The sequence below is a fragment of the Jingyaoa shaoxingensis genome, from assembly GCF_014385005.1.
Taxonomy (GTDB): domain Bacteria; phylum Bacillota; class Clostridia; order Lachnospirales; family Lachnospiraceae; genus Marvinbryantia; species Marvinbryantia shaoxingensis.
Window position 1 is genome coordinate 1 of the sequence record NZ_JACRSZ010000004.1, and the last position, 22,740, is coordinate 22,740.

Genomic DNA, 22,740 nt, shown 5'->3' on the forward strand with positions numbered 1-22,740 from the left:
TCACACGGTGCCATGCGGCACTGTGCGCTTATGCGGTATTAGCAGTCATTTCTAACTGTTATCCCCCTGTATGAGGCAGGTTATCCACGCGTTACTCACCCGTCCGCCGCTCAGTCACAAAAGAATTCATCCGAAGAATCTTTCTTAAGTGCTTCGCTCGACTTGCATGTGTTAAGCACGCCGCCAGCGTTCATCCTGAGCCAGGATCAAACTCTCAAAATAAATGTTTGATTCCGGGATCAAAATTAACGTCTAGCTAATTTTTGCTAATTGAACTGCTAATGTTCAATTAGATATCCCTTTTACTGTTTTATAAGGTCAGTTCCTTGAATTAACTTTTAGAATCTTTCAAGGTTGTTTCACTGTTCAATTATCAAGGTTCTTGCTGTTCTCTCTCACGAATCAGCTTCATTATTTTACCAAAGCTTTTTTCATTTGTCAAGAACTTTTTTTATTTTTTTGAATTTCTTTTTTCAAAGAATTCAAACTGCTTTGCTCTGTTTTCAAGAAGTTTTGTTCTCTCAAACAGCTTGTTTATAATAGCATTCTATTTTCACTTTGTCAACAGCTTTTTTGATTTTTTTTATTTTTTTCTATCAGAGTTTTCACTTCATCTGAAGCAGCTTCAGGAATACATTTCCATTATAGATCTGACTGAGCAATATGCTCTTTTCGATCATCTCCATAAGCTGTTTTCCAATTGCTGTGCTTGCAATTACTGTAATTGCAAGAAATATAATCCAGACAATCACCAGCGCCTGACCTGCGCCCAGAACCAGCCCAAGCATCTGATTCACGCCATGAATAATTGGAAGATTGGCAATCACATCCAATGTCATTACTGCCAGCCAGATAAAGCTTGCCACTATAATCCATGTTACAATAAAAGAGATGATATTCATAATCAGATTAGCCATGAACTTGGGCACGTAATCATTAAAGCTGTTCACGGCCAGTTCTTTATAAGTTTTTTCTGTGTTATTACGAATCAGCAGATTTTTGAGAACATTTGGCAACGGAAGTTCCTCAATTGCACTTTTCTGTATCTGACTGCTAATTGTACCTGCCGCATTTCCGACTGTATCATTGTTCTTTTCTGTTTTCAGGGTAACATCCCCCTCTTCTGTCTCTGTTCCGGCTTCTGTTACATTCTCATTTACTTCATCCTGTGTTACTGTAAAGGACTCCTGACATTTTTCCATAACATATGTGTACACCGGAGTCTGTTCCTGCAGAAACTGAGATACATATGGTGTCACAAAGGATACCAGCGCCAGAGACGCAACAAGAGATATCACAGAAGCCAGACTCTTTATCAATCCTCTTCGATATCCTCTTATCATAAACAATAAAAATATTATAATTACAATTCCTGTCAAAATATTCATACTGTACCTATCCGATCTTTATAATATCTACGCTGTCCGGAGTGATAATCATGTATTTCCCCAGTCCCTCTGCCGGTATTACCTCTGAAATCTGTTTATCATATGCTGCAGAATATTTTAATTTGCCGGCTGTTGTATAAATCATGGTTTCTGAACTGTTGTACAAAAATACTTCTTCTCCATGAATCTTTACTTCTGAATATTCCATATCAAAATATGTCTGGAAACATTTTGTCCCATTTTTCCGATACAGTTCCATCTTATACCTATGGGTCTGTTCTTCCTCATCGCTCTCTGTAATGATGCCAAAGTAATCATCATCATAAAATGTACTGACAATTTCCTGCCCTACAGCGATATTCTTCTTTTCCTCCGGTACATGTTTTCCGCTAAAAACAGTCACGCCGTCATCTCTGAAGGCTACCGCATAGTCTCCTCCCAGAAACTGTACCTGAGGGATAACACTGTTCTCATACTCCACTTCTTTCACCAGATTGTTTTCCTGATCTTTTCCCACAGAAGAGAAATTGTAAAAATCAACTTTAAAATTCAGCATCTGATTCTGAATTCCTGCAAAGGATACTGCCATCTTCAGTCCATCGGAGGAAATATCCATATCCAGCGGATATCCTGCTTTACCAATGGATGTCTTGTTCTTTACAATAATATTCCCCTGTGAATCATATACATTGATCCAGGTAACATCACCATCTTCCAAAACTGCAGCCACTACTCCCTGCTTTGCCACTCTAATTTTGGTCAGCGTATATTCTACTTTGAAGTTCCCTACAAGGCCATTTTCATTAAAAATATAGACCTCATTGCCTCTCTGGTCAGCAACTGCCACAGTGGTTCCGCAGATATCCAGAATTGGATTCTGCATGGTAAATGTTGTATTCCACTGTACCTCATTGGACTTGTTCACACATGTCACACCGTTTGGGTTACATTTTAGTATACATCCCTTTTTCAGAAATACATATTGCGTAGCATTATCATCGGAACGTTCCTCACCGGAAACCAGTGTATAATGCCGATATACCTTTACATGATGATATACCCCATATCCCACAGATGCCACCAGTACAATAGTCAGGATCACTGCCGTTCTGATCCTGACTTTATTCTTATGCAGACGAAGCTTAGACGACAGATCCAGCATTTCATCACTCTGCATATTCTGATCCGCTTTCTTTTTATACAGTTCTTTGATATTTACTGCTTTTCCAAAGACAGCCGATCTCAGATTCCCAAGTGCATCCTGGAAAGAAAATTTACGTTCAGAATGTATCGGTTTTACTTTTTCTGCGTCTGTCTCTTTTTCTTTTTTTAATTTATTTAAAAAATTCATCTCTTGTTCCTCATTCAGACATCATTATTCTTCATCATAACATGCCAGAAAATATTATGGAAGAAGAATTTTCTGCCCTGGCAGGATCGGATCTTCGTCGGTAATGCCATTCAGACTGCAGATCTCCTGCACTTTTTCTGTCGTTCCATAATACATCTGGCTGATTCCTGCCAGAGTATCTCCCATCTTCACAGTATAAGATGCCCGCGCTGTCACATTCCCTATGGTGTTTTGTGCATCCTGCGATTCTGTCTCTGCTGCTGTTTCCTTTTCTGATACTGCTTCTGTCTCAGGCTCTGTTTTTTCCTGCTCTGTCTGATTCCAAAATGTAGCTCCTGTAAAAGTCTCTTCTTCCACTGTTATATCTTCCAGAGAAACGGTTTCTGTCTCTTCTGTCACATCTTTTATATGAGAGATCACCTCTTCTGCTGATTCTGGCTGATCCGTCACATACTCTTTCTGGCTGTCTACGTGATTGGACAGAATTGCCAGACTCTGTTCCACCTGCTTCATCCGGTCATAACTGTATATAATAGTAACTCCCAGCGCAAGTATGGTCATAACCAGAAAACCGCTGGCTATGTAGCTCAGCCAGCCATTCTTTTTCTCCTCTTCTGTTTCTTTTTCTGTCTTTTTCAGCTTCACCAGTTCCCTGAATCGATGAATGGCATCATCCTTGTTTTCCGCTCCTTTTTCCCGGGATTTTCCTATATTCTTCTCAATCAGCCTGTTCTGCATTGGCAGATTCTTCTCATAATAGATCTGATATCCCGGCTGTTCTGTCAGCATCTCGTCTTCCATAAAAAACGCATTCAATTCTTCTTCCAGTGGATCTGATACCAGCAATACCTGATTTTCTTCTGCAAAATACTGGCGGTAAGTATCTAATACCTCCTGATTATAGATCACCGGCCCTTCCTTCGAGGAAAGGAACCAGCCCATAATCTTGCGTATGCCAAATTCCATCTCGATCTTTTTCTCAAATTCCTCCCTCTGTTTCTCATCCATATGGTAGTCTTCCACCTCTACTGCTCCATCTATAAAAATATAGGGATACAGGTTCTGTTCTTTTACCGTACCGATCAGGATCGCTCTGGCCACATCCTTCTCATTTGCCAGCCGGTTTAAGTATGTCACAACATAGTCTTCTACATAGAGTCTTTTTTCTCCGATTTCTTCTCCTATCTGCCTCGTATTCTTGGGCAGTTTCCATTCTTTTTCTGTTTCTGACATATCTGTGCTCACTCCTTTTTGGATTCAGAGTAGCATTTTTTCTGCGCAAATTTTATCAAAATGTTTTGCAAAATAACAGATTTTCGTCGACAAATTCTGTCGTATACTTTTCCGTTTTCTGGATAGACTGTACAAAAAAACAGTGATTCAGAAAGGATTTTTATGAGCATATCCTTATCCTCTAAAACACGTTATATTGATGGTCACTCTGATCTCGCTCCTTATCTTCTGTCCAGACAGCTTACACAGCTTCTGGGAGCATGCTGCCCGGATGCTTCTGCGCCGGTATTCGTCTGCATCGGAACAGATCTGGTAACCGGTGACAGCCTCGGTCCTATGGTAGGCAGTGTTCTTCGCTGTTCTCCCGATTTTCCCTACACAGTCTATGGGACACTTTCACGCCCGGTTCATGCCGTGAACCTGTCAGACACCATGGCCGAAATTGCCAGCCGTCACCCTGGCAGTCCGGTGATTGCCATTGACGCTTCTCTGGGAACCAAAAAACATCTTCATTATATAACAATAGCTCCTGGAGCGCTTTCTCCCGGAGCCGGTGTGAATAAATTCCTTGGGACGGTAGGTGATATCTCTATCACAGGTATTATTAATATATCCGGAGAATACGCACACATGATTCTCCAGTCCACCCGTCCTTCTACCGTCATGAATATGGCACAGTGTATTGCCAAAGGAATCCTTCTGGCATGCTGCCAAATGTCATAACGTTAAAAAGTGCGCGGATCTCTCCGCGCACTGTAATATCTTAAAGAAAAGCTTTGATTTTATTGTAGATACCTTCTGCATCCAGACCATATTTGTGAAGCAGATCTTTTGCAGGACCTGATTCTCCAAATACATCATTGATACCGATTCTCAGCATCTGTGTTGGTGCTTTTTCGCAGAGGCATTCTGCTACTGCTCCGCCCAGTCCACCGATTACGGAATGTTCTTCTACTGTTACGACTTTTCCGGTCTTCTTAGCTGATGCTACAACCAGATCTTCATCCAGTGGTTTGATTGTGTGGATATTGATCACTTCAGCATCCACTCCGTCTTTTTCCAACATCTCTGCCGCTTCCAGACACTCTGCTACAGGAAGTCCTGTTGCAATAATCGTAAGGTCTTTGCCCTCTTTTAAGGTAACACCCTTGCCGATCTCGAACTTATAATCTGGTCTGTCGTTGATTACAGGCACTGCAAGACGTCCAAAACGCAGGTAAACCGGTCCTTCGTATTCTACTGCTGCTTTTACGGCTGCCTTTGCTTCTACATCATCAGACGGACAGATCACTGTCATACCAGGGATGGTTCTCATCAGTGCGATATCTTCGTTGCACTGGTGGGTAGCACCATCTTCACCTACAGAGATACCTGCATGTGTCGCGCCGATCTTTACATTCAGATGCGGATATCCGATGGAGTTACGGATCTGTTCGAAGTTACGTCCTGCTGCAAACATAGCAAAGGAGCTGATGAACGGGATCTTTCCGGTGGTGGCAATACCTGCTGCGATACCGGTCATGTTACATTCTGCAATACCACAGTCGAAATGACGTTCCGGAAATGCTTTTTTGAATACACCTGTCTTGGTAGCTGCTGCAAGGTCTGCATCCAGTACTACTACATTCGGATTCTCTTTTCCAACTTCTACGAGAGCGTTACCGTAACTTTCTCTGGTTGCGATCTTCTTTACTTCTGACATAATGCTTCACCTGCTTTCTCTAATTCTGCCATAGCGATTGCGTATTCTTCATCATTCGGAGCTTTTCCGTGCCATCCTACCTGGCCTTCCATGTAGGAAACCCCTTTTCCTTTTACAGTCTTGGCAATAATAGCTGTCGGCATACCCTTTGTCGCTTTTGCTTCATCAAATGCAGCTTTTAACTGATCGAAGTCATTACCATCTTCTACGTTAATTACATGGAAATTGAATGCTTCAAACTTCTTGTCGATCGGGTATGGAGTATTTACTTCTGCAACCGGTCCGTCAATCTGTAAGCCGTTGTTGTCTACGATAACAACCAGGTTGTCCAGCTTCTTGGCACCTGCGAACATAGCTGCTTCCCATACCTGTCCTTCCTGGATCTCTCCATCTCCAAGGAGTGTATAAGTTCTGTAGCTGTCACCACTGATCTTTGCAGATAATGCCATACCAACTGCTGCTGAGATACCCTGTCCCAGTGATCCGCTGGACATATCAATTCCAGGAGTATGCTGCATACATGGATGTCCCTGAAGATGAGAACCAATCTTACGTAAAGTCTTCAGATCTTCTACCGGGAAATATCCTCTTTGTGCCAGAGCAGAATACAGACCTGGTGCTGTATGTCCCTTAGATAATACAAATCTGTCTCTGTCAGCCTTCTTCGGGTCTTTCGGATCCACATTCATCTCTTCGAAATATAAATATGTAAATATTTCTGTTGCAGACAGGGATCCGCCCGGATGACCTGCTTTTGCACTGTGAACTGCCGTGACGATACCTTTACGGATCTCATTAGCAGTTTTTTGTAACTCTAATTTGTTCATGATGCCCTCCATATTTCTTTATTTGTGCGTATCTGTTCAATATCTTCACAGATACATCCGTCTTTTAGTATACCACACTTTAATGCATTACCTCAAGGTGTGATTGTCCTCAGAAAAAAACATTTTTGCATATCTCATCCGGCTACAGTTCCACTCTTCCTTCCAGTGCACGCAGAAGTGTAACCTGGTCGATATATTCCAGATCACCGCCCACCGGCACACCACTGGCTATTCTGCTGACTTTGATACCGGTTGGCTTAATCAGTTTGCTGATATACATAGCCGTAGTCTCCCCTTCCAGGCTGGAATTCGTGGCAATAATCACTTCTTTGACATCTCCCTGCAGACGCTGGATCAGTTCTTTTAGCTTGATATCATTCGGTCCGATTCCCAGCATCGGAGATATGGCTCCGTGCAGTACATGATAAACTCCATCGTATTTTCCTGTTTTCTCATAAGCCGCCAGATCTCTGGTATTCTCTACTACCATAATGGTAGACGCATCCCGCTCAGGATTGCTGCAGATTGGGCATAATTCGCTGTCTGTCAGTGTATAACACTGCTTACAGTATCTCACATGTTCTTTTGCCTCTATAATGGCATCTGACAGACTTTTTACCTCCTCAATCGGACGGTTGATAATATGAAAAGCCAGTCTCTGTGCGGACTTCGGTCCGATACCGGGCAGCTTAGAAAATTCTTCAATCAGTCTGCTGATTTGACTGCTATAGTAATCCATTAGAACGGGAATCCTCCGCCAAGTCCACCTGTGAGTTTGGACATCACTGCACTGGACTCTTCTTCAACTTTACGAAGTGCTTCATTGGTAGCTGCCACAATCAGGTCTTCCAGCATCTCGATATCATCCGGATCTACCACTTCTTCTTTCAGTGTTACCTTTGTCACTTCTCTTTTACCGCTGACTGTTACTTCTACAGCTCCACCGCCTGCCGCTGCGGTGAACTCTTTTTCCTCAAGCTGCTTCTGGTTCTCTTCCATCTGCTTCTGCATTCTCTGTGCCTGCTTCATCAGATTATTCATGTTTCCCGGCATTCCTCCAGGGAATCCTCCTCTTTTTGCCATATCCTTTTCCTCCTAATCTTCAATCTCTATATTGTCAAAATGTACCTGCTGCCGGATCTTCTCTTCTATTGAGACATTTGTGAGTCTCACCTGAGATACCTGTGCCTCCTGCTGCAGCATCATTTTCACTTCCACTTTTTTGCCGATCTGATCGGCAATCACTCTCTCCAGCAGTTCCTTGGTTGCCGGATCATTCACATAACGTTCTCCCAGAAAATCCTGAAAAACCACATAAAGACGCGCATCTTCCCCAGATGCATTATACTGCACTCTGGCGCTGACCAGAACACTTTTCAGCCGTCCACTGGTGGCATTGACGATATTCCGCCACTTACTGACTACCTGCTGCAGATCTTCCGGTGCCGCACTTTCTGCCACCATTCCCGTCATTCCTGCCCCCGGCTCTGTCTGATCCGCATCACCTCCCGCTGATAGCTCCGGAACTTTTCCAGGTTGGAAGTTCTGTTTCTCGCCGCCGGAAGCGGAGCCATAACCGAAATTGTCTGTCCTTACCGCCACAGTACCTTCCTGTACTATCTGTTCCAGCCGTCGTATCCGGTCCAAAAGCGATGTCTCATCCCGCTCCATCTCCGGTCTGCACAGCTTGATCAGTGCTACTTCCAGTGCAATCCGCTTAGACGATTCATACTTAATCTGGCCGGACAATTCCGAAAAGATCCGGATATAACGGATCAGCGTATCTTCCCTGACCATGCCAGCTTCTTCCTGCAAGAGCTTCAGATTGTCTGATGACACATCCAGCACATCTTCCAGATCATCCGATGCCTTCAAAAGCAGAAGATTACGCATATACCAGGTGAAATCGGTCACAAACTGTCCCAGTTCACGCCCCTGCATTACCAGTTCTTCCAGCATCTTCAGAAGTTCTGCCACATCATTTTTCAGGATCAGCCGGAGCATTCTGCTGAAGATCTCTGTGTCTACTGCACCCAGCACATCCAGAACGTTATCATAGGTCAGCTTCTTTCCAAGATAAAAGGCAATACACTGATCCATCAGGCTCAGAGCATCTCGCATGGATCCGTCCGCTTTTCTGGCGATATAACGAATTGCTTTTTCCTCTACGTCTACCTGTTCTTCTTTCATTAACTGAGTCAGCCGGTCCGCTATAGTGAGAATCGAGATTCTCTTAAAATCATACCGCTGACATCTGGATAGAATCGTGATCGGTATCTTATGTGCTTCTGTGGTAGCCAGAATGAAAATAACATAAGATGGCGGCTCTTCCAGTGTTTTCAACAATGCATTAAATGCACCGATGGAAAGCATATGCACCTCATCGATGATATATACTTTGTATTTTCCTTCCGTCGGAGAATAGGTAGTCTCCTCCCGGATCTCACGAATGTTGTCCACACCATTATTAGATGCCGCATCAATCTCGATCACATTCATGGAACTTCCCGCAGCAATTGCCCTGCAGGTCGCACATTCGTTACAGGGATTGCCGTCTACAGGATGTTCACAGTTCACCGCTTTGGCCAGAATCTTCGCCACGGTTGTCTTACCGGTTCCCCTGGTTCCGCAGAACAGATAGGCATGACCGATTCTGTCTGCGTTAATCTGATTTTTTAATGTCTGTACAATGGCATCCTGCCCCTTTACATCCGCAAATGTATCCGGCCGGAACTTTCGATACAGAGCTGTATATCCCATTTTCCAATCTCCTGTCAGTTTTCATGTTATCACGGCATCTGCGTTCCATTTCGATCGCTGCCCGCGTAAAAGATGCGGCCGAATCTGTCTCCAGGCTCTGCCGCTTCTTCTTATTTACTCTTAATCACCAAAACTGATACCGATCAGTTTTGCTTCTTTGATAATCTGATCATCTGGTGATACGGACTTTAACTTTCCTGCCACATCTTCCAGTGGTACCTTCTTGACTTTGCCGTTCACAATACCGATCATGTATCCATATTCGTTATGAAGGATCGCATCAGCACCTGCCGCTCCCAGTCTGGTAGAAAGCACACGGTCATACGGACATGGACTTCCTCCACGCTGTGTATGTCCCGGCACCGTCACGCGCACTTCTGTTCCGCTCTTTTCCTGAATGGCTACTGCCAGCTCATAGGAAACAGAAGGATGCTTCTTGTTCTCCATATATTTTTTCTGTTCTTTTTTGCTCATGGCCGCCACTTCCTTGGAAATGGCTCCTTCTGCTACGGCAAGCACGGTAAAGCCCTTGCCTTGCTGGGTACGCTTGTCGATTGCTTCAATCACCTTATCAATATCATACGGGATCTCAGGAATCAGAATGATATCTGCACCACCTGCAATACCGGCATACAGACAAAGCTGTCCAACCTTGTGCCCCATAATTTCAACAATGAACACACGGTTATGGGAAGATGCCGTGGTGTGAATACAGTCAATTGCCTCTGTAGCAATATTCACCGCACTGTAAAATCCAAAGGTCATATCCGTTCCATATATATCGTTGTCAATGGTCTTCGGAAGATGAATGATATTCAATCCTTCCTCACGAAGCAGGTTTGCTGTTTTTTGTGTACCGTTGCCACCGAGAATCACCAGGCAGTCCAGGCGCAGCTTGTAGTAATTCTGCTTCATGGCCTCTACCTTGTCCAGTCCGTTCTCATCCGGTACACGCATCAGCTTAAATGGCTGTCTGGATGATCCGATAATCGTGCCGCCCTTGGTCAGGATACCTGAAAAATCCTTTGCTGTCAGCAGCCTGTAATCTCCATAGATCAGTCCCTTATATCCGTTTATAAATCCGTATACTTCCAAATCCTGTACATTGGACGATAATGCCTTTACCACGCCTCGCATGGTTGCATTCAGTGCCTGACAGTCACCGCCACTGGTAAGCATGCCCACTCTCAACATATTCCATACCTTCTTTCATCATTCTTACAGATTCCAGTCAAAATCTGCACGTACAAATTTACTATACTACATTTTTTTTTGTATCACAAGAAAAAAGAATCCGCCGGGAATGACGGATTCTGTTCACTCCGTTCACAGCAGTCCGCTTCGCGATGCACAGAAATCATGCATTGTATGATTTCTGTGCAGTATGTCTCGGGTTTTCTGTGACCTTCGCTCACAAAAAACACCTCGCGGGATACTGGCTATGAACAGTATCTTTTATATATATGGCATAATTAGATGCGTGCTACACCTGTCTTCTTTGCAGCTTCTGCAACGGCTTTTGCAACGGCTGCTCCTACTCTCTTGTCGAATGCCTTCGGGATGATGTAATCCGGTGAGAGTTCTTCGTCTGTGATCAGACCTGCCAGTGCTTCGGATGCAGCGATCTTCATTTCATCATTGATATCTTTTGCTCTGACATCAAATGCTCCGCGGAATACTCCAGGGAATGCAAGTACGTTGTTGATCTGGTTCGGGAAGTCACTTCTTCCGGTTGCGATTACTTTTGCTCCGCCTGCCTTGGCATCATCCGGGAAGATCTCAGGTGTCGGGTTTGCACATGCAAAGATAATGGCATCCTTTGCCATGGTCTTAACCATATCTATGGTAACAGCACCCGGTGCAGACACACCGATGAATACGTCTGCGCCCACCAGCATATCAGCCAGGGAACCGGACTTTTTCTCCAGGTTGGTGATCTTACTCATCTCATCTTTTACCGGATTCATGCCTTCCTTACGTCCTTCGTAAATGGCACCCTTACGGTCGCAGAGTGTGATATTCTTTACTCCTGCTTTTAATAACAGACGTGCGATAGAGATGGCTGCTGCTCCGGCTCCGTTCATAACCACACGTACTTCTTCTTTTTTCTTTCCGACTACCTTCAGTGCATTGGTCAGACCTGCCAGTGTGATGATAGCAGTTCCATGCTGGTCATCATGGAAAATCGGAATATCACACTTTTCTTTTAATTTCTTTTCGATCTCAAAACATCTCGGTGCAGAGATATCTTCCAGATTGACTCCGCCAAAAGATCCTGAAATCATATAGATGGTATTGACAATCTCATCCACATCATGGCTCTTGATGCACAGCGGGAAAGCGTCTACATCACCAAATGCTTTAAACAGTACACATTTTCCTTCCATAACCGGCATACCTGCTTCCGGTCCAATATCTCCCAGTCCCAGTACAGCGGAACCGTCTGTAACAACCAGACACATATTCCATCTTCTGGTCAGTTCGTAAGACTTATTCACATCCTTCTGAATTTCCAGACAAGGCTGTGCAACACCTGGTGTATATGCAAGGGAAAGGTCGTCCTTATTTTCAACCGGCACTCTGGTTACTACTTCGATCTTACCTTTCCATTCTCCATGTAACTTTAATGATTCTTTTGCGTAATCCATCCTGTTCTCCTCCCTGAGATCCTCAAATTTCATTTGATATGAATTCTATCACTGTATGATGATAACTGTCAAAGTTTTTAATAATTTCCGGTAAAGAACTTGCTGTCTGACGGCAGTTTGTAACCTGGGAAATACTTCTGGAAATCCAGCTTCAGATAGCTGCACAGATTGCCAAGCTCTACCATAGTATTATCATTTACCGGAATGCCATGTTCCATACGCTCTTTTTCCGCCAGCACTTCTTTTTCCCCATGGGTGTAAATACGTTCCTGACCTTCTGCTTTCGGGCTTTCCCGAAGTGCTTCCAGATAATCTGAAAAATGCTTACGGATTTCATCCGGATTGCCAAAGACAGCCGGGTTGATCGCGATAAATCCGTGGCAGATTCCTGTCTTATCCGGGAAGGTACAACAGTGGTCTGATGTTACACCCATGGATAAAATGGAGCTGAATAATTCACAAAGCATACCATAGCCATATCCTTTGTGGCTTCCGGTTACTTCTTTATTTCCTCCGAGCGGCATGATTCCTCCGCCCTTTTTGGCAACAATATTAGATAAAACATCCGGGGCATCTGTGCTGGCGTGTCCATCTTTATCCAGTGCCCATCCTTCCGGGAGCGGCTTATCCATCTTGTTGTACATCTCCAGTTTTCCTCTTGTAACTACTGTAGTAGAGCAGTCAAAGAAAAATGGATATGGATCTGCCGGCATTGCCACTGCAATCGGATTGGAGCCGAGCATGGCTTTGCGTCCGAAAGTCGGCACCATGATGGCTTCTGAATTTGTGCATGCCATACCAAGAAGTCCTTCTTCACTCGCCATCTTTGCATAATACCCTGCAATTCCAAAATGATTGGATTCTCTTACACTTACCATACCCACACCAGTCTGTTTTGCCTTCTCGATTGCCTTTTTCATAGCAAAAATGCTGATGAGCTGTCCCATTCCGTTATGTCCGTCTATCACTGCTGAAACAGGTGTCTCGAATACGACTTCCGGCACTGCATGAGGATGAATCGTTCCTTTTTCAATTCCTTTATGGTAACGAACCATTCTCTGCATTCCGTGACTCTCAATGCCATACAGATCTGCTGTCAGAAGCACGTCTTTGATCTCACTGCTCTCTGTCTCTGAAAATCCGAATGCCTGAAATACATCTTTGCAAAACTGATTTAAAATATCATATGACCATGTAACATATCCCATTGTAAAAGTCCCCCTTCATCCTGGTCTTCCAATTTGTTTTGTTGGTATTACCAATTTCAAAATTGATTATACCATTGGTCTTACCAAATTTCAAGAGAACATACATACGTTAATTTTTTATCTTTTATCCCTGTTCTTTCTGCATCTCTTCCATGTATTTTTCAATGGTTTCCATATGTTCTGACATGCACATTTCTGCTTCTGTCACATTGCCGGCCACAATTGCTTCCACCAGGCGCTGATGCTGGTCATCCACTTCTCTGGCAGACTGCTTTTTCTTCATAATATAGCTGCGTGTCCCGGAAATTATACTTTCGGTCAGCTGATCAGCGGCTGTCAGCACACTGTACAGCATTGGATTGTCTGCAATCTGGGCAATTTTCTGATGAAGCTGCTTGTCCAGTTCCCCGCGGTCACTCTCCTGTTCTGCCGCATCAAGCCTTGCCAGAATCATCCTCAGTTCTGCCACATCCAGCGGTGTACATTTCTTTGCAGCCAGAATCGCGGTCTCTCGTTCCAGTGCCGCACGGAGCTGCTGATTCTGCTTCAGATAACCATTATTTAAACGAAACATCAGGGACAATGGTCCAATCAGCCAGGTATCCAGCCTGTCCGTAATATAATTACCGCCTCCCGGAACTGACTTCACAATTCCCAGAAGCTCCAGTGCACGGAGTACTTCTCTTACCGCTGGTCTGGATACTCCCATACTCTCTGCCATGGACCGTTCTGCGGGGAGTGCGCCCCCTGCTTTCAACTCTCCTGTCTGAATATTCTCTATGATCTGTCCGAGGATGGCATCAAATGCCCTTTCCTCTCCTATCTTCGTAAACATCTCTTTTCCTCCACATCCTGCCGTATTTTCGGCTTACTTTTCATAGTATCATTTCCACATGACTTCATCAATGGGCTTTTTGATTGTTTTTCTTTACAGACATTCGTAAATCTGGTATACTGAAATACGCAAATTGCTGTTCACCAAGTGATCAGTCATATGCGCAATCTGTGGAGAGTTGTCCGAGTGGTTTAAGGTGCGGCTCTCGAAAAGCCGTGTGGCTAATACCCACCGAGGGTTCGAATCCCTTGCTCTCCGTTTTGCTGTCGGTTGGAATGTACTTGTTTCAACCGGCTTTTTCATATACTTTAACTGGAGGTACTTATGATTTCAAATACAGACAGTATTATCTTTGATGTGGATGGAACTCTGTGGGATTCCACTGAGATCGTTGCCATCGGCTATAACCGGGCACTTGAAGCTTACACTGATCTTCCCATCCGTGTAGACGGGGCCCGCCTGATGACTTTATTCGGAAAACCTATGGATCAGATCTTTGCAGAACTTCTGCCTGAGTTATCCGGGGAACAGCAGCATTTTATTTCCGAAAAATGTGTCATTCTGGAAGAAGAAGAACTGGAAAAAGCAGACCCGGCATCTTTACTGTATCCGGGCATTGAAGAAATGTTTCAGAAGCTGTCCAAAAAGCTTCCGCTTTTTATTGTCAGCAACTGTCAGTGTGGTTATATTGAACAGTTTCTGCGTAAAAATCACTTTGAATCTTATATCACCGATCATCTCTGTTTTGGTCAGACCGGTACTTCCAAGGGACAGACTATCCTGCGTCTGATGAAAGAAAATCATCTGAAAAATCCGGTTTATGTGGGTGATACACAGGGTGATGCCAATGCCTGCCGGGAAGCCGGAATTCCTTTTATTCTGGCTGAATATGGCTTCGGTGACGTCCCGGATCCGGATGCACGTATTCAGAAGCCTCTGGATCTGATATCTATGTTTTAATGTGAAAATCTCGCAGGTGCGATCCCTGCGAGATTTTTTATTAAAACAATATTCCACTCATTTCAATGACAATTCCCCAGAACACACCAAGTGCATACAGCATTCCGACAATACACAGATTCTTTTTCCAATGACGGTTCAGACGGAAGAGAATCAGAAGCCCAACACCTGCATTGACCAACAACCCACTCATTAAGGCACCTGCGCTGATGATATTCTGCAGATAAAGCTGTGTGATCACTACGGAAGATGCACAGTTCGGAATCAGCCCCACCAGTGCCGCTACCGCCTCGCCAACTATCGGAGTGCTCTGGAATACTGCCGCAATGCTTTCTTCTCCCACGAATCCGATCAGCAGATTCAAAGCTGCCGAGATCAGGAAAATAAAGAAAAAGATCTTTATTGTATGCTTCATTGCAGACTGCAGGACACCATCTTCACAGCTACAGTGTTCTTCCTCGCACACTGTGTGTATATCCAGATCTTTTTCTCTGTGATGGATCAGATGCAGATAGGCAAATTCCACTGCAAATCCTGAGATCACAGCTATCACCACTTTGACGGCCAGTATTTTGAATATTGTCTCCATCGGTACTTTCTCTGACAGAAAAATGGGCAGCATTTCGTCAGATGTGGACAGATATACCGAAAAAAGTGTTCCAATAGTAATGACTCTTCCTGCATAGAGACTGGACGCAGCTGCTGAGAAGCCACACTGGGGCAGTATTCCCAAAACACCTCCCCAGAGAGGTCCCAGATTGCCTGCCTTACGGATTCTCTGCTGTGCCTTTCCTCCGGTATGATGCTCCAGTTCTTCCATGATAAAATAGGTCAGAAGCAAAAACGGAACCAGTTTCATGCTGTCCTGCAGGGCATCCAGTAAACTGTCTATGATCATTTTTTACCATTCCTTTCTACGATTGTTCATATGTTCATAATTCCCATTGCTAAGAAAAACAGAGCTTATGTATGACCCTTCTCTTACGAATCATACATAAACTCTGTTCTTTTTTACCACGCACCGCACTTCGAATTCCGGCCATGGACGTTACCTCTACAGTTAACTCGATCCAGGCACCCTCGCATCACACAAGAGCTTCTGCTTAGTGCTGCTCCATTCCTGACCTGACACGGTTCACAGATTCCTGTTGTGCAAGACCCAGACGTCAACGCCACTTATAAAGGGCAGCTCCACAGCCAAGAACCCTCGGATTGGTATCACCCCTGCTGTAGCGGATTGCAGGTGCAGGGCACCGCTATCTCCCCGGCTGCGTGGATAGTTCATACTATACCTTGTTTCCTTGATTTTGTCAATGAGAGATTATCACCTGATTTGTTACTGTTCACTCCGTGACCAGCAACACGCTTCGCGATGCACAGAAATCATGCATTTTCCTGAACAGTTTCACGCATTGCTTTCTTCTTTTCCCGGAGTTCCCGGAAAAACTGACTCATCATCTGGCTGCACTCTTCCTCCAGAACGCCTCTGGTAACCTGAACTTTGTGATTGAAACCGTCCATCTCCAGGATATTCAACACGGATCCGGCACAGCCTGCTTTGGGATTCATACACCCAATCACCGCCTCCGTCAGCCTGGCCTGCATCATGGCTCCTGCACACATCTGACATGGCTCCAGCGTCACATACATGGTGCACTCTTCCAGTCGCCAGTCTCCCAGCTTTTTGGACGCCTTTTTTATGGCAGTCATTTCCGCATGAGCCAGGGTGTTCTTATCTGTATTTCTCCGGTTGTATCCTCTGGCAATGATCTTTCCGTCGTGTACAATCACACATCCAATAGGCACTTCTTCCAGCAGATATGCCTTTTTCGCCTGCCGTATGGCTTCTCTCATGAACTTTTCCTGATCGGTCATGCCTTCTGTTCTCCGAATGCCTTTATGATACCTTTTAAAATATTCACGGTATAATCCATGCCTTCTGTCGTGATATGCTCAAACGGTCCGTGGAATGCATAACCGCCGGTTCCCAGATTCGGGCACGGCAGTCCCATAAAGGAAAGACGTGCTCCGTCTGTTCCTCCGCGGATTGCCACTTCCTTCGGCTGCAGCCCTGCTTCCTGCACTGCCTGTTTTGCATAGTCAATTAAAAACATACAGTCTTCAATCTTCTCTCTCATATTGCGGTACTGATCCTTGATGGCCAGCTTCACTGTTCCCTGTCCGTATTTTTCATTCAACAGATCTGCAATATGCTGCATCTGTTCCTTGCGGACCTCAAAATGTGCTGCACTGTGGTCACGAATAATATAAGATAATTTTGCTTCTGAAACATCCCCGCTCATATCCGTCAGATGAAAAAATCCTTCATATCCGCTGGTTCCCCGTGGTGTCTCACCGGATGGCAGCATCTGATTGAATTCCATTGCCACCAGGGCCGCATTGATCATAGTATCCTTGCTGTCACCTGGATGCACAGACAAACCGGTAATCTCGATCTGGGCTCCTGCCGCATTAAAGTTCTCATACTCGATCTCATTTTCAGCACCGCCATCTACGGTATAGGCGTATTTTGCTCCGAATCCTTCCACGTCAAAATGATCTGCACCTTCTCCGATCTCTTCATCCGGAGTAAATGCGACACAGATTTTTCCATGAGGAGTTTTTTCCCGAATGAGCTGCTCTGCCATCGTCATGATCTCTGCCAAGCCCGCTTTGTCGTCGGCACCCAGAAGTGTAGTGCCATCTGTGGTAATCAGTGTTCTTCCCTTTAATTCACACAGATCCGGGAAAGCCTTACAGCTCAGCACTCTTCCGCTCTGTCCAAGCTGAATATCATTTCCGTCATAGTCTCCGATGATCTGTGGTTTTACGCCTTCCCCGCAAAAGTCCGGTGCAGTATCCATATGGGCTATAAAGCCCAACGCCGGTACCTGTTCATATCCTTGAGTTGCCGGGATCTCTCCATATACATAACACTGCTCTGTGATCCGTACATTCTCCACACCGATTTCTTTCAGTTCTTCTGCCAGAAGATTGCCAAGATCAAATTCTCTCTGTGCAGATGGTGTGTTTCCGCTCTCTTCATCACTGGTGGTATAGATTTTTACATATTTTAAAAGTCTCTCGTATGCCCGCATGTTTTCTTCTCCTGCTCTTTATCGTTCAATTCCCGGTCTTGCCGGAATTCCTTTCTCGTATGGATGCTTTCTCATACAGATCTCTGATACATAGTCTGCACGTTTTATCAGTTCTTCATCCGGTCCCTGGCCGGTTAAGATCACTTCCAGCTTTTCCGGCTTGTGATCCAGAAAATCCAGTAAGAGCTGCTCATCCAGGAGACCTGCGCGGATGGTATAGATGCTCTCATCCAAAAACAGTACATCATAGTCTCCATCTACCGCTTCTTTTGTCACTTTTTTGAGCTGTTCGCCGTAAAAAACACGTCTTTCTGCCTTTTCTTCTTCTGTCATCTGAAAACTGAATTTTTCCTGATCCAGTCCGTTGATCCAGGTAATGTTATCTACCACTTCCAGAATCTTTCTTTCGCTGGTCTTATTATTCTTCATAAACTGATAAATCAATACACTGTATCCATATCCGGCAGCTCTGGTACAAAGTCCCATCCCCGTCGTCGTCTTTCCTTTTCCGTTTCCACAATAAATGTGAACTAATCCTGTTGTCATCATGGAATCTCTCATTCCTCCTTTTTTCGTCAGCCGGAGATCTTCCCTCCTTTACTGATACACTTATCTTTTTTATTTTACAACGAAAAGTTACCAGTTTACAATCTTTTTTCTTTCGTGTAAGATGAAATGGATAAAAAGGATATTTTCCGGAAGGATAAAATGAAAATGATGAAAAAAAGAATCGTTCCACTGTTTGTTGGTGGTTTGTTTACAATAATATCCTGCCTGGGCTGTGGCACCGGCGTGGATGCCAGTGAAATACTCACCTGGCCTGAGTTCCCGGTCTCTTCCGAAGCGGAATCTGAGACAGAGTTTTCTTCTGAAACAGAGACAGAGTCCCTGAACTCAGACTGGCACAGACTGTCCGAGTCTGAACTGGATCAGATATTCGGAGATCTTCCACGATATCTGGATCTTGGATCCTTTACTCTAAATCAGTTGAATAATGTACCAATTCCACAGCTCACTCCAGACGGCATGATTATCCGTGACCGTTTCGGTCATGCTTACCGCATCCGCATGACCTGGAATTCCCTGGAGGATAAAATCACTTCCATACTTTCTGGTTATCAGGGGGACTGGAGTGTCTATCTGAAGGATCTGAAAAGCGGCAATACGATGGAGATCAATGAACATGCCATGCAGTCTGCCAGCCTGATTAAGCTGTATATTGCCGGAGCTACCCTGGAACTGATTGAAAATGGTGAACTTACTGAGACAGACACGATTACTCATGCCCTTCACGAAATGATTACGGTAAGTGACAATGAGTCTTCCAATGTTCTGGTACGCAGTTTCTGTGATGAATCAGACGACTTCCAAACAGGTCTGGCAAAAGTCAATGATTTCATCCAGCGCATGGGCTTTACGAACACTGTACAGGTTAACGGTATTGCCGATCCCAGCCTGTGGGTATCGGATGGACGCATCAACGAAACCTCTGCAGCAGACTGTGGAAAATTGCTGGAAATGATCTACAATCGGGAACTGATCTCACATTATGCTTCTTATCGATTTGAAAATCTTTTGAATAACCAGGAAGTAAATTATAAGATTCCGGCAGGTTTGCCAGAGGGAACGCATATTTCCCACAAGACCGGGGAAGTAGATAACACTGAAAATGATGCAGCGATTATTTATACGCCATATGGAGATTATATCTTCTGTATTCTGTCCACTGATCTGAGTGATACCGGATCTGCCGTAGACCATATTCATGAAATTACCACTATGGTTTATGACTGGTTCACCAGCCCGATTATGGAAGTAGACAGCGATACACTGCTTCCACTGGGAACTTCGGAAAGCGAAGCTTCCTGATTTTAAAATAAAAAGGGGGTATTCTATGCGTATCTGGGGAAAAATATGGAAAAATAACCATCTTCTGAGAGATACTACCATCGAAGATTTTTCAGACGATACCAGAACTCACAAGGTCTTCCATGCATTGGATGAGATCTGTCTGGAGTTTGATCTCGGGAAACCCATCTGGCTGGATTCCAATATCAGGGAATTCCAGAAGCACAGTTCTACCAAGTTTCGTCAGGATAATTTTATTGAAGAAATTGAATTTGATTTTCTGGAGCTGCATGTCATCGAGGAAGATTAATCGGGGCATGCAGCTCCTTCCTTTTTCGTATCTGTTCAGTACCTTCACAAATACTCTTTTTCTTACTATGGAATCAGATTTCTCTTTTCACCTTTTAAGAACGCTTCAATATTCAGGTATGTCTCATCTGCCACACGCTGCCTTGCTTCCCCTGTTGCCCATGCAATATGCGGAGTCACAATCAGTTTGCCGCTGTCCTGTATCTCGAGCAGCGGATTATCTGACTTCATTGGTTCTACTGAGATCACGTCCAGTCCGGCACCGGCAATCATACCTTCTTTCAATGCCGTTACCAGATCTTTTTCATTCACCACAGGACCTCTTGCCACATTGATCAGAATGGCTGTGGATTTCATCTTTTCAAACTTCTCCAGATTCATAAAGTTCTCTGTTGCAGCATTCAGCGGTGCGTGAAGAGATATCATATCAGATGTGGAAAGCAGGGTATCCAGATCCACACTGGTATACTCTGTGTTATGATTTTTACCTGATGTAGAATAATAGATCACCCGACATCCAAAGCTTTTTGCTATCTCGGCTACTTTTCTGCCAATTGCCCCCAGACCTACAATTCCCCAGGTCTTTCCTGCCAGTTCAAAAATCTTTTTGTCAAAATGGCTGAAAATATCAGATTTTACATATTCGCCGCTCTTGACATACCGGTCATAATAAGCAAGCTGATTTATCAAATACAGTGCCAGTGCGAAGGTATGCTGTGCTACGGAATCTGTAGAATATCCCCTGACATTTGCCACAGCAATCTTTCTGCTGTCTGTATACGCCTTGTCCACAATATTGTAGCCGGTTGCTGTCAGAGCAATCATTTTCAGATTCTCTGCTCCGGCAAGGGTCTGTTCATTCATCGGCACTTTGTTTACCACAATAATATCTGCGTCTTTTATTTTCTCCGGGGTATCCTGCATATTGGACTGACCATATACTGCGACCTCCCCCAGCTTTTCAAAAGCACTCAGATCCACATCTGCTCCCAGTGAATTGGCTTCCAGTATCACAATCTTCATTCGTTTTCTCCTCCTGTTGTAAAAACGGCTGCACCACGGCATTCCCGCCGCAGCACAGCCGCTGAACTTTTTATTTTGCTGCTGCCTTACTTCGTTCACAGCAACAGTCTGATTATAAACATCTCATTACAGACGTTTCATTAATTCTTCTCTCTCTGCTTCATATCCCGGTTTGCCAAGCAATGCAAACATATTCTTCTTGTAACTCTCTACACCTGGCTGGTTGAATGGATTCACACCCAGTGTGTATCCGCTGACACCGCAGGCAAATTCAAAGAAATAGAAAAGCTGTCCAAGAGAATATTCATCCTGTCCCGGAACAGTGATCATCAGATTCGGCACATTTCCGTCTGTATGTGCAAGAATGGTTCCGTTCATGGCGCTCTTATTTACAAAGTCCATGTTCTTTCCAGCAAGATAGTTCAGGCCATCCAGATCTACCGGTTCTTCACCGATCACGATCTCAGCTTCAGAATCAGTCACATTCAATACTGTCTCAAACAGATTACGTGATCCGTCCTGAATAAACTGACCCATAGAATGAAGGTCTGTGGTCAGATCTACAGATGCAGGGAAGATACCCTTCTGGTCTTTTCCTTCGCTTTCACCATAAAGCTGTTTCCACCATTCAGATACATAATGCAGACTCGGTTCATAGTTTGCCAAAACTTCAATCTGTTTACCTTTTCTGAGCAGGATGTTACGAACTGCTGCATACTGCATTGGGCCATTTTCTGCGAATGGTTTTTCCAATGCATCTTTTCTTGCATCAGCCGCACCTTCCATTAACTTTATAATATCTGCACCGCTTACAGCGATCGGAAGCAGTCCTACTGCAGTCAGTACGGAGAAACGTCCACCCACATCATCCGGTACTACAAAAGTCTCGTATCCTTCTTCTGTAGCCAGCTTCTTTAAAGCTCCTCTGGACTTGTCAGTTGTTGCATAGATTCTCTTTGCAGCTTCTGCTTTTCCGTATTTCTTTTCCAGCATTTCCTTGAATACACGGAAAGCAATCGCAGGTTCTGTGGTAGTTCCTGACTTGGAGATTACATTTACAGAGAAATCTCTGTCACCGATTACCTGAATCAGGTCGCTTAAATATCTGCCACTGATACTGTTACCTGCAAAGTAGATCTCCGGAGTCTTGCGAACTTCCTTTGATACCACATTATAAAAACTGTGACGAAGGAATTCTACTGCCGCACGTGCCCCAAGATAAGATCCGCCGATACCGATCACTACCAGCACTTCACTGTCAGAAGTGATCTTCTCTGCTGCCTTCTGGATTCTTGCAAACTCTTCTTTGTCATATGCGACCGGAAGATCAATCCATCCAAGGAAATCATTGCCGGCACCGCTCTTGGATACCAGAACTTCCTTAGACTGTTCTACGATTCTTTCCATAGATTTTACTTCGTCAGCACTGATGAATTTTGCTGCCTTTGAATAGTCAAACGTAACTTTGTTTCCCATACCAATTGCTCCTTTGTTATCCGTTTTTTCCTTGTTTTATGTCCAAAAACTTATCGTATTTATTCTACCAAGTA

22 protein-coding genes, 1 tRNA gene, 1 rRNA gene and 1 other RNA gene are annotated in these 22,740 nt (G+C 44.3%); 5 read left to right on the top strand and 20 right to left on the bottom strand.

Going from position 1 to position 22,740, the window contains the following annotated elements; translation table 11 throughout:
- The 4 genes from H8716_RS05425 to H8716_RS05440 form a co-directional block, all read right to left on the bottom strand.
- Nucleotides 1-222 (bottom strand): 16S ribosomal RNA (locus H8716_RS05425); the annotation flags it as partial.
- Between the two features lie 383 nt (nucleotides 223-605).
- Nucleotides 606-1,388 (bottom strand): CvpA family protein, encoded by a 783-nt coding sequence (locus H8716_RS05430; protein WP_249307549.1) that lies wholly within the window; start codon nucleotides 1,386-1,388, stop codon nucleotides 606-608.
- Nucleotides 1,389-1,395: 7 nt separating this feature from the next.
- Nucleotides 1,396-2,739 (bottom strand): DUF5711 family protein, encoded by a 1,344-nt coding sequence (locus H8716_RS05435; RefSeq protein ID WP_249307550.1) that lies wholly within the window; start codon nucleotides 2,737-2,739, stop codon nucleotides 1,396-1,398.
- Between the two features lie 54 nt (nucleotides 2,740-2,793).
- A complete protein-coding gene (locus H8716_RS05440) occupies nucleotides 2,794-3,972 on the bottom strand; it encodes a LysM peptidoglycan-binding domain-containing protein (RefSeq protein WP_249307551.1) in 1,179 nt (392 codons plus the stop codon).
- A 162-nt stretch (nucleotides 3,973-4,134) separates the two neighbouring features.
- On the opposite strand from H8716_RS05440, the gene yyaC reads away from it, so the two are divergent.
- Entirely contained in the window at nucleotides 4,135-4,695 is a 561-nt protein-coding gene (gene yyaC, locus H8716_RS05445) for a spore protease YyaC (protein ID WP_249307552.1), read from the top strand.
- A 40-nt stretch (nucleotides 4,696-4,735) separates the two neighbouring features.
- Here yyaC and H8716_RS05450 read toward each other — a convergent pair whose 3' ends face one another.
- The 9 genes from H8716_RS05450 to H8716_RS05490 all read right to left on the bottom strand — a co-directional run bounded on the left by H8716_RS05450 (nucleotide 4,736) and on the right by H8716_RS05490 (nucleotide 13,952).
- Entirely contained in the window at nucleotides 4,736-5,674 is a 939-nt protein-coding gene (locus H8716_RS05450; RefSeq protein ID WP_249307554.1) for a transketolase family protein, read from the bottom strand.
- The gene (locus tag H8716_RS05455) at nucleotides 5,662-6,501 is read right to left on the bottom strand and encodes a transketolase (protein WP_249307556.1); all 840 of its coding nucleotides are present in this window, start codon (nucleotides 6,499-6,501) and stop codon (nucleotides 5,662-5,664) included. The genes H8716_RS05450 and H8716_RS05455 overlap by 13 nt, the downstream gene beginning before the upstream one ends.
- A 142-nt stretch (nucleotides 6,502-6,643) precedes the next feature.
- Complete coding sequence (gene recR, locus H8716_RS05460) at nucleotides 6,644-7,240, bottom strand: recombination mediator RecR (RefSeq protein ID WP_249307557.1); 597 nt, start codon at nucleotides 7,238-7,240, stop codon at nucleotides 6,644-6,646.
- Nucleotides 7,240-7,584 carry a YbaB/EbfC family nucleoid-associated protein gene (locus tag H8716_RS05465; protein WP_249307558.1) on the bottom strand — a complete coding sequence of 115 codons (345 nt, stop codon included), beginning with the start codon at nucleotides 7,582-7,584 and terminating at the stop codon, nucleotides 7,240-7,242. The genes recR and H8716_RS05465 overlap by 1 nt, the downstream gene beginning before the upstream one ends.
- A gap of 12 nt (nucleotides 7,585-7,596) precedes the next feature.
- Nucleotides 7,597-9,261: a DNA polymerase III subunit gamma/tau gene (gene dnaX / locus H8716_RS05470; RefSeq protein ID WP_249307559.1), complete on the bottom strand. Its 1,665-nt coding sequence runs from the start codon at nucleotides 9,259-9,261 to the stop codon at nucleotides 7,597-7,599.
- 120 nt (nucleotides 9,262-9,381) lie between these two features.
- Nucleotides 9,382-10,455: a 6-phosphofructokinase gene (locus H8716_RS05475; protein WP_249307561.1), complete on the bottom strand. Its 1,074-nt coding sequence runs from the start codon at nucleotides 10,453-10,455 to the stop codon at nucleotides 9,382-9,384.
- Nucleotides 10,456-10,733: 278 nt separating this feature from the next.
- Nucleotides 10,734-11,909, bottom strand: a complete 1,176-nt coding sequence (locus tag H8716_RS05480; RefSeq protein WP_249307562.1) for an NAD(P)-dependent malic enzyme — start codon at nucleotides 11,907-11,909, stop codon at nucleotides 10,734-10,736.
- 77 nt (nucleotides 11,910-11,986) lie between these two features.
- A complete protein-coding gene (locus H8716_RS05485; protein WP_249307563.1) occupies nucleotides 11,987-13,117 on the bottom strand; it encodes an Ldh family oxidoreductase in 1,131 nt (376 codons plus the stop codon).
- A gap of 124 nt (nucleotides 13,118-13,241) precedes the next feature.
- A complete protein-coding gene (locus H8716_RS05490) occupies nucleotides 13,242-13,952 on the bottom strand; it encodes a FadR/GntR family transcriptional regulator (protein ID WP_249307564.1) in 711 nt (236 codons plus the stop codon).
- A 172-nt stretch (nucleotides 13,953-14,124) separates the two neighbouring features.
- Between H8716_RS05490 and H8716_RS05495 the strand changes: the two genes are divergently transcribed.
- Nucleotides 14,125-14,210: transfer RNA gene (locus tag H8716_RS05495), tRNA-Ser, on the top strand.
- A 66-nt stretch (nucleotides 14,211-14,276) separates the two neighbouring features.
- Entirely contained in the window at nucleotides 14,277-14,912 is a 636-nt protein-coding gene (locus H8716_RS05500) for an HAD family hydrolase (RefSeq protein ID WP_249307565.1), read from the top strand.
- Nucleotides 14,913-14,952: 40 nt separating this feature from the next.
- Here H8716_RS05500 and H8716_RS05505 read toward each other — a convergent pair whose 3' ends face one another.
- The 5 genes from H8716_RS05505 to H8716_RS05525 form a co-directional block, all read right to left on the bottom strand.
- Entirely contained in the window at nucleotides 14,953-15,810 is an 858-nt protein-coding gene (locus H8716_RS05505; protein ID WP_249307566.1) for a putative manganese transporter, read from the bottom strand.
- Between the two features lie 116 nt (nucleotides 15,811-15,926).
- Nucleotides 15,927-16,188, bottom strand: an RNA gene (gene ffs / locus H8716_RS05510) — signal recognition particle sRNA large type.
- A gap of 107 nt (nucleotides 16,189-16,295) precedes the next feature.
- Entirely contained in the window at nucleotides 16,296-16,787 is a 492-nt protein-coding gene (gene tadA / locus H8716_RS05515; protein WP_249307567.1) for a tRNA adenosine(34) deaminase TadA, read from the bottom strand.
- Nucleotides 16,784-18,010 (bottom strand): peptidase T, encoded by a 1,227-nt coding sequence (gene pepT / locus H8716_RS05520; protein WP_249307568.1) that lies wholly within the window; start codon nucleotides 18,008-18,010, stop codon nucleotides 16,784-16,786. Before pepT ends, tadA begins: the two co-directional genes overlap by 4 nt.
- A gap of 18 nt (nucleotides 18,011-18,028) precedes the next feature.
- Entirely contained in the window at nucleotides 18,029-18,559 is a 531-nt protein-coding gene (locus H8716_RS05525) for a cob(I)yrinic acid a,c-diamide adenosyltransferase (protein WP_249307570.1), read from the bottom strand.
- 165 nt (nucleotides 18,560-18,724) lie between these two features.
- Between H8716_RS05525 and H8716_RS05530 the strand changes: the two genes are divergently transcribed.
- Together H8716_RS05530 and H8716_RS05535 are read left to right on the top strand one after the other, a co-directional pair.
- A complete protein-coding gene (locus tag H8716_RS05530; RefSeq protein ID WP_249307571.1) occupies nucleotides 18,725-19,879 on the top strand; it encodes a serine hydrolase in 1,155 nt (384 codons plus the stop codon).
- A gap of 25 nt (nucleotides 19,880-19,904) precedes the next feature.
- Nucleotides 19,905-20,168 carry a hypothetical protein gene (locus H8716_RS05535; protein WP_249307572.1) on the top strand — a complete coding sequence of 88 codons (264 nt, stop codon included), beginning with the start codon at nucleotides 19,905-19,907 and terminating at the stop codon, nucleotides 20,166-20,168.
- A 65-nt stretch (nucleotides 20,169-20,233) separates the two neighbouring features.
- Here the strand turns inward: H8716_RS05535 and H8716_RS05540 are convergent, their stop codons facing one another.
- Nucleotides 20,234-21,190: a D-2-hydroxyacid dehydrogenase gene (locus H8716_RS05540; protein WP_249307574.1), complete on the bottom strand. Its 957-nt coding sequence runs from the start codon at nucleotides 21,188-21,190 to the stop codon at nucleotides 20,234-20,236.
- 126 nt (nucleotides 21,191-21,316) lie between these two features.
- Nucleotides 21,317-22,666: a glucose-6-phosphate isomerase gene (locus tag H8716_RS05545; protein ID WP_249307575.1), complete on the bottom strand. Its 1,350-nt coding sequence runs from the start codon at nucleotides 22,664-22,666 to the stop codon at nucleotides 21,317-21,319.
- Between the last annotated feature and the right edge of the window lie 74 nt (nucleotides 22,667-22,740).

What these genes read in the sequence shown, in the direction of transcription:
- dnaX (WP_249307559.1), bottom strand. Translation starts at nt 9,261, where the DNA reads ATGGGATATACAGCTCTGTATCGAAAGTTCCGGCCGGATACATTTGCG.
- H8716_RS05450 (WP_249307554.1), bottom strand. Translation starts at nt 5,674, where the DNA reads ATGTCAGAAGTAAAGAAGATCGCAACCAGAGAAAGTTACGGTAACGCT.
- yyaC (WP_249307552.1), top strand. Translation starts at nt 4,135, where the DNA reads ATGAGCATATCCTTATCCTCTAAAACACGTTATATTGATGGTCACTCT.
- H8716_RS05480 (WP_249307562.1), bottom strand. Translation starts at nt 11,909, where the DNA reads ATGGATTACGCAAAAGAATCATTAAAGTTACATGGAGAATGGAAAGGT.
- H8716_RS05540 (WP_249307574.1), bottom strand. Translation starts at nt 21,190, where the DNA reads ATGAAGATTGTGATACTGGAAGCCAATTCACTGGGAGCAGATGTGGAT.
- H8716_RS05430 (WP_249307549.1), bottom strand. Translation starts at nt 1,388, where the DNA reads ATGAATATTTTGACAGGAATTGTAATTATAATATTTTTATTGTTTATG.
- H8716_RS05475 (WP_249307561.1), bottom strand. Translation starts at nt 10,455, where the DNA reads ATGTTGAGAGTGGGCATGCTTACCAGTGGCGGTGACTGTCAGGCACTG.
- H8716_RS05505 (WP_249307566.1), bottom strand. Translation starts at nt 15,810, where the DNA reads ATGATCATAGACAGTTTACTGGATGCCCTGCAGGACAGCATGAAACTG.
- H8716_RS05500 (WP_249307565.1), top strand. Translation starts at nt 14,277, where the DNA reads ATGATTTCAAATACAGACAGTATTATCTTTGATGTGGATGGAACTCTG.
- H8716_RS05525 (WP_249307570.1), bottom strand. Translation starts at nt 18,559, where the DNA reads ATGATGACAACAGGATTAGTTCACATTTATTGTGGAAACGGAAAAGGA.
- H8716_RS05440 (WP_249307551.1), bottom strand. Translation starts at nt 3,972, where the DNA reads ATGTCAGAAACAGAAAAAGAATGGAAACTGCCCAAGAATACGAGGCAG.
- pepT (WP_249307568.1), bottom strand. Translation starts at nt 18,010, where the DNA reads ATGCGGGCATACGAGAGACTTTTAAAATATGTAAAAATCTATACCACC.
- H8716_RS05485 (WP_249307563.1), bottom strand. Translation starts at nt 13,117, where the DNA reads ATGGGATATGTTACATGGTCATATGATATTTTAAATCAGTTTTGCAAA.
- H8716_RS05465 (WP_249307558.1), bottom strand. Translation starts at nt 7,584, where the DNA reads ATGGCAAAAAGAGGAGGATTCCCTGGAGGAATGCCGGGAAACATGAAT.
- H8716_RS05455 (WP_249307556.1), bottom strand. Translation starts at nt 6,501, where the DNA reads ATGAACAAATTAGAGTTACAAAAAACTGCTAATGAGATCCGTAAAGGT.
- H8716_RS05545 (WP_249307575.1), bottom strand. Translation starts at nt 22,666, where the DNA reads ATGGGAAACAAAGTTACGTTTGACTATTCAAAGGCAGCAAAATTCATC.
- H8716_RS05530 (WP_249307571.1), top strand. Translation starts at nt 18,725, where the DNA reads ATGATGAAAAAAAGAATCGTTCCACTGTTTGTTGGTGGTTTGTTTACA.
- tadA (WP_249307567.1), bottom strand. Translation starts at nt 16,787, where the DNA reads ATGACCGATCAGGAAAAGTTCATGAGAGAAGCCATACGGCAGGCGAAA.
- H8716_RS05435 (WP_249307550.1), bottom strand. Translation starts at nt 2,739, where the DNA reads ATGAATTTTTTAAATAAATTAAAAAAAGAAAAAGAGACAGACGCAGAA.
- H8716_RS05490 (WP_249307564.1), bottom strand. Translation starts at nt 13,952, where the DNA reads ATGTTTACGAAGATAGGAGAGGAAAGGGCATTTGATGCCATCCTCGGA.
- H8716_RS05535 (WP_249307572.1), top strand. Translation starts at nt 19,905, where the DNA reads ATGCGTATCTGGGGAAAAATATGGAAAAATAACCATCTTCTGAGAGAT.
- recR (WP_249307557.1), bottom strand. Translation starts at nt 7,240, where the DNA reads ATGGATTACTATAGCAGTCAAATCAGCAGACTGATTGAAGAATTTTCT.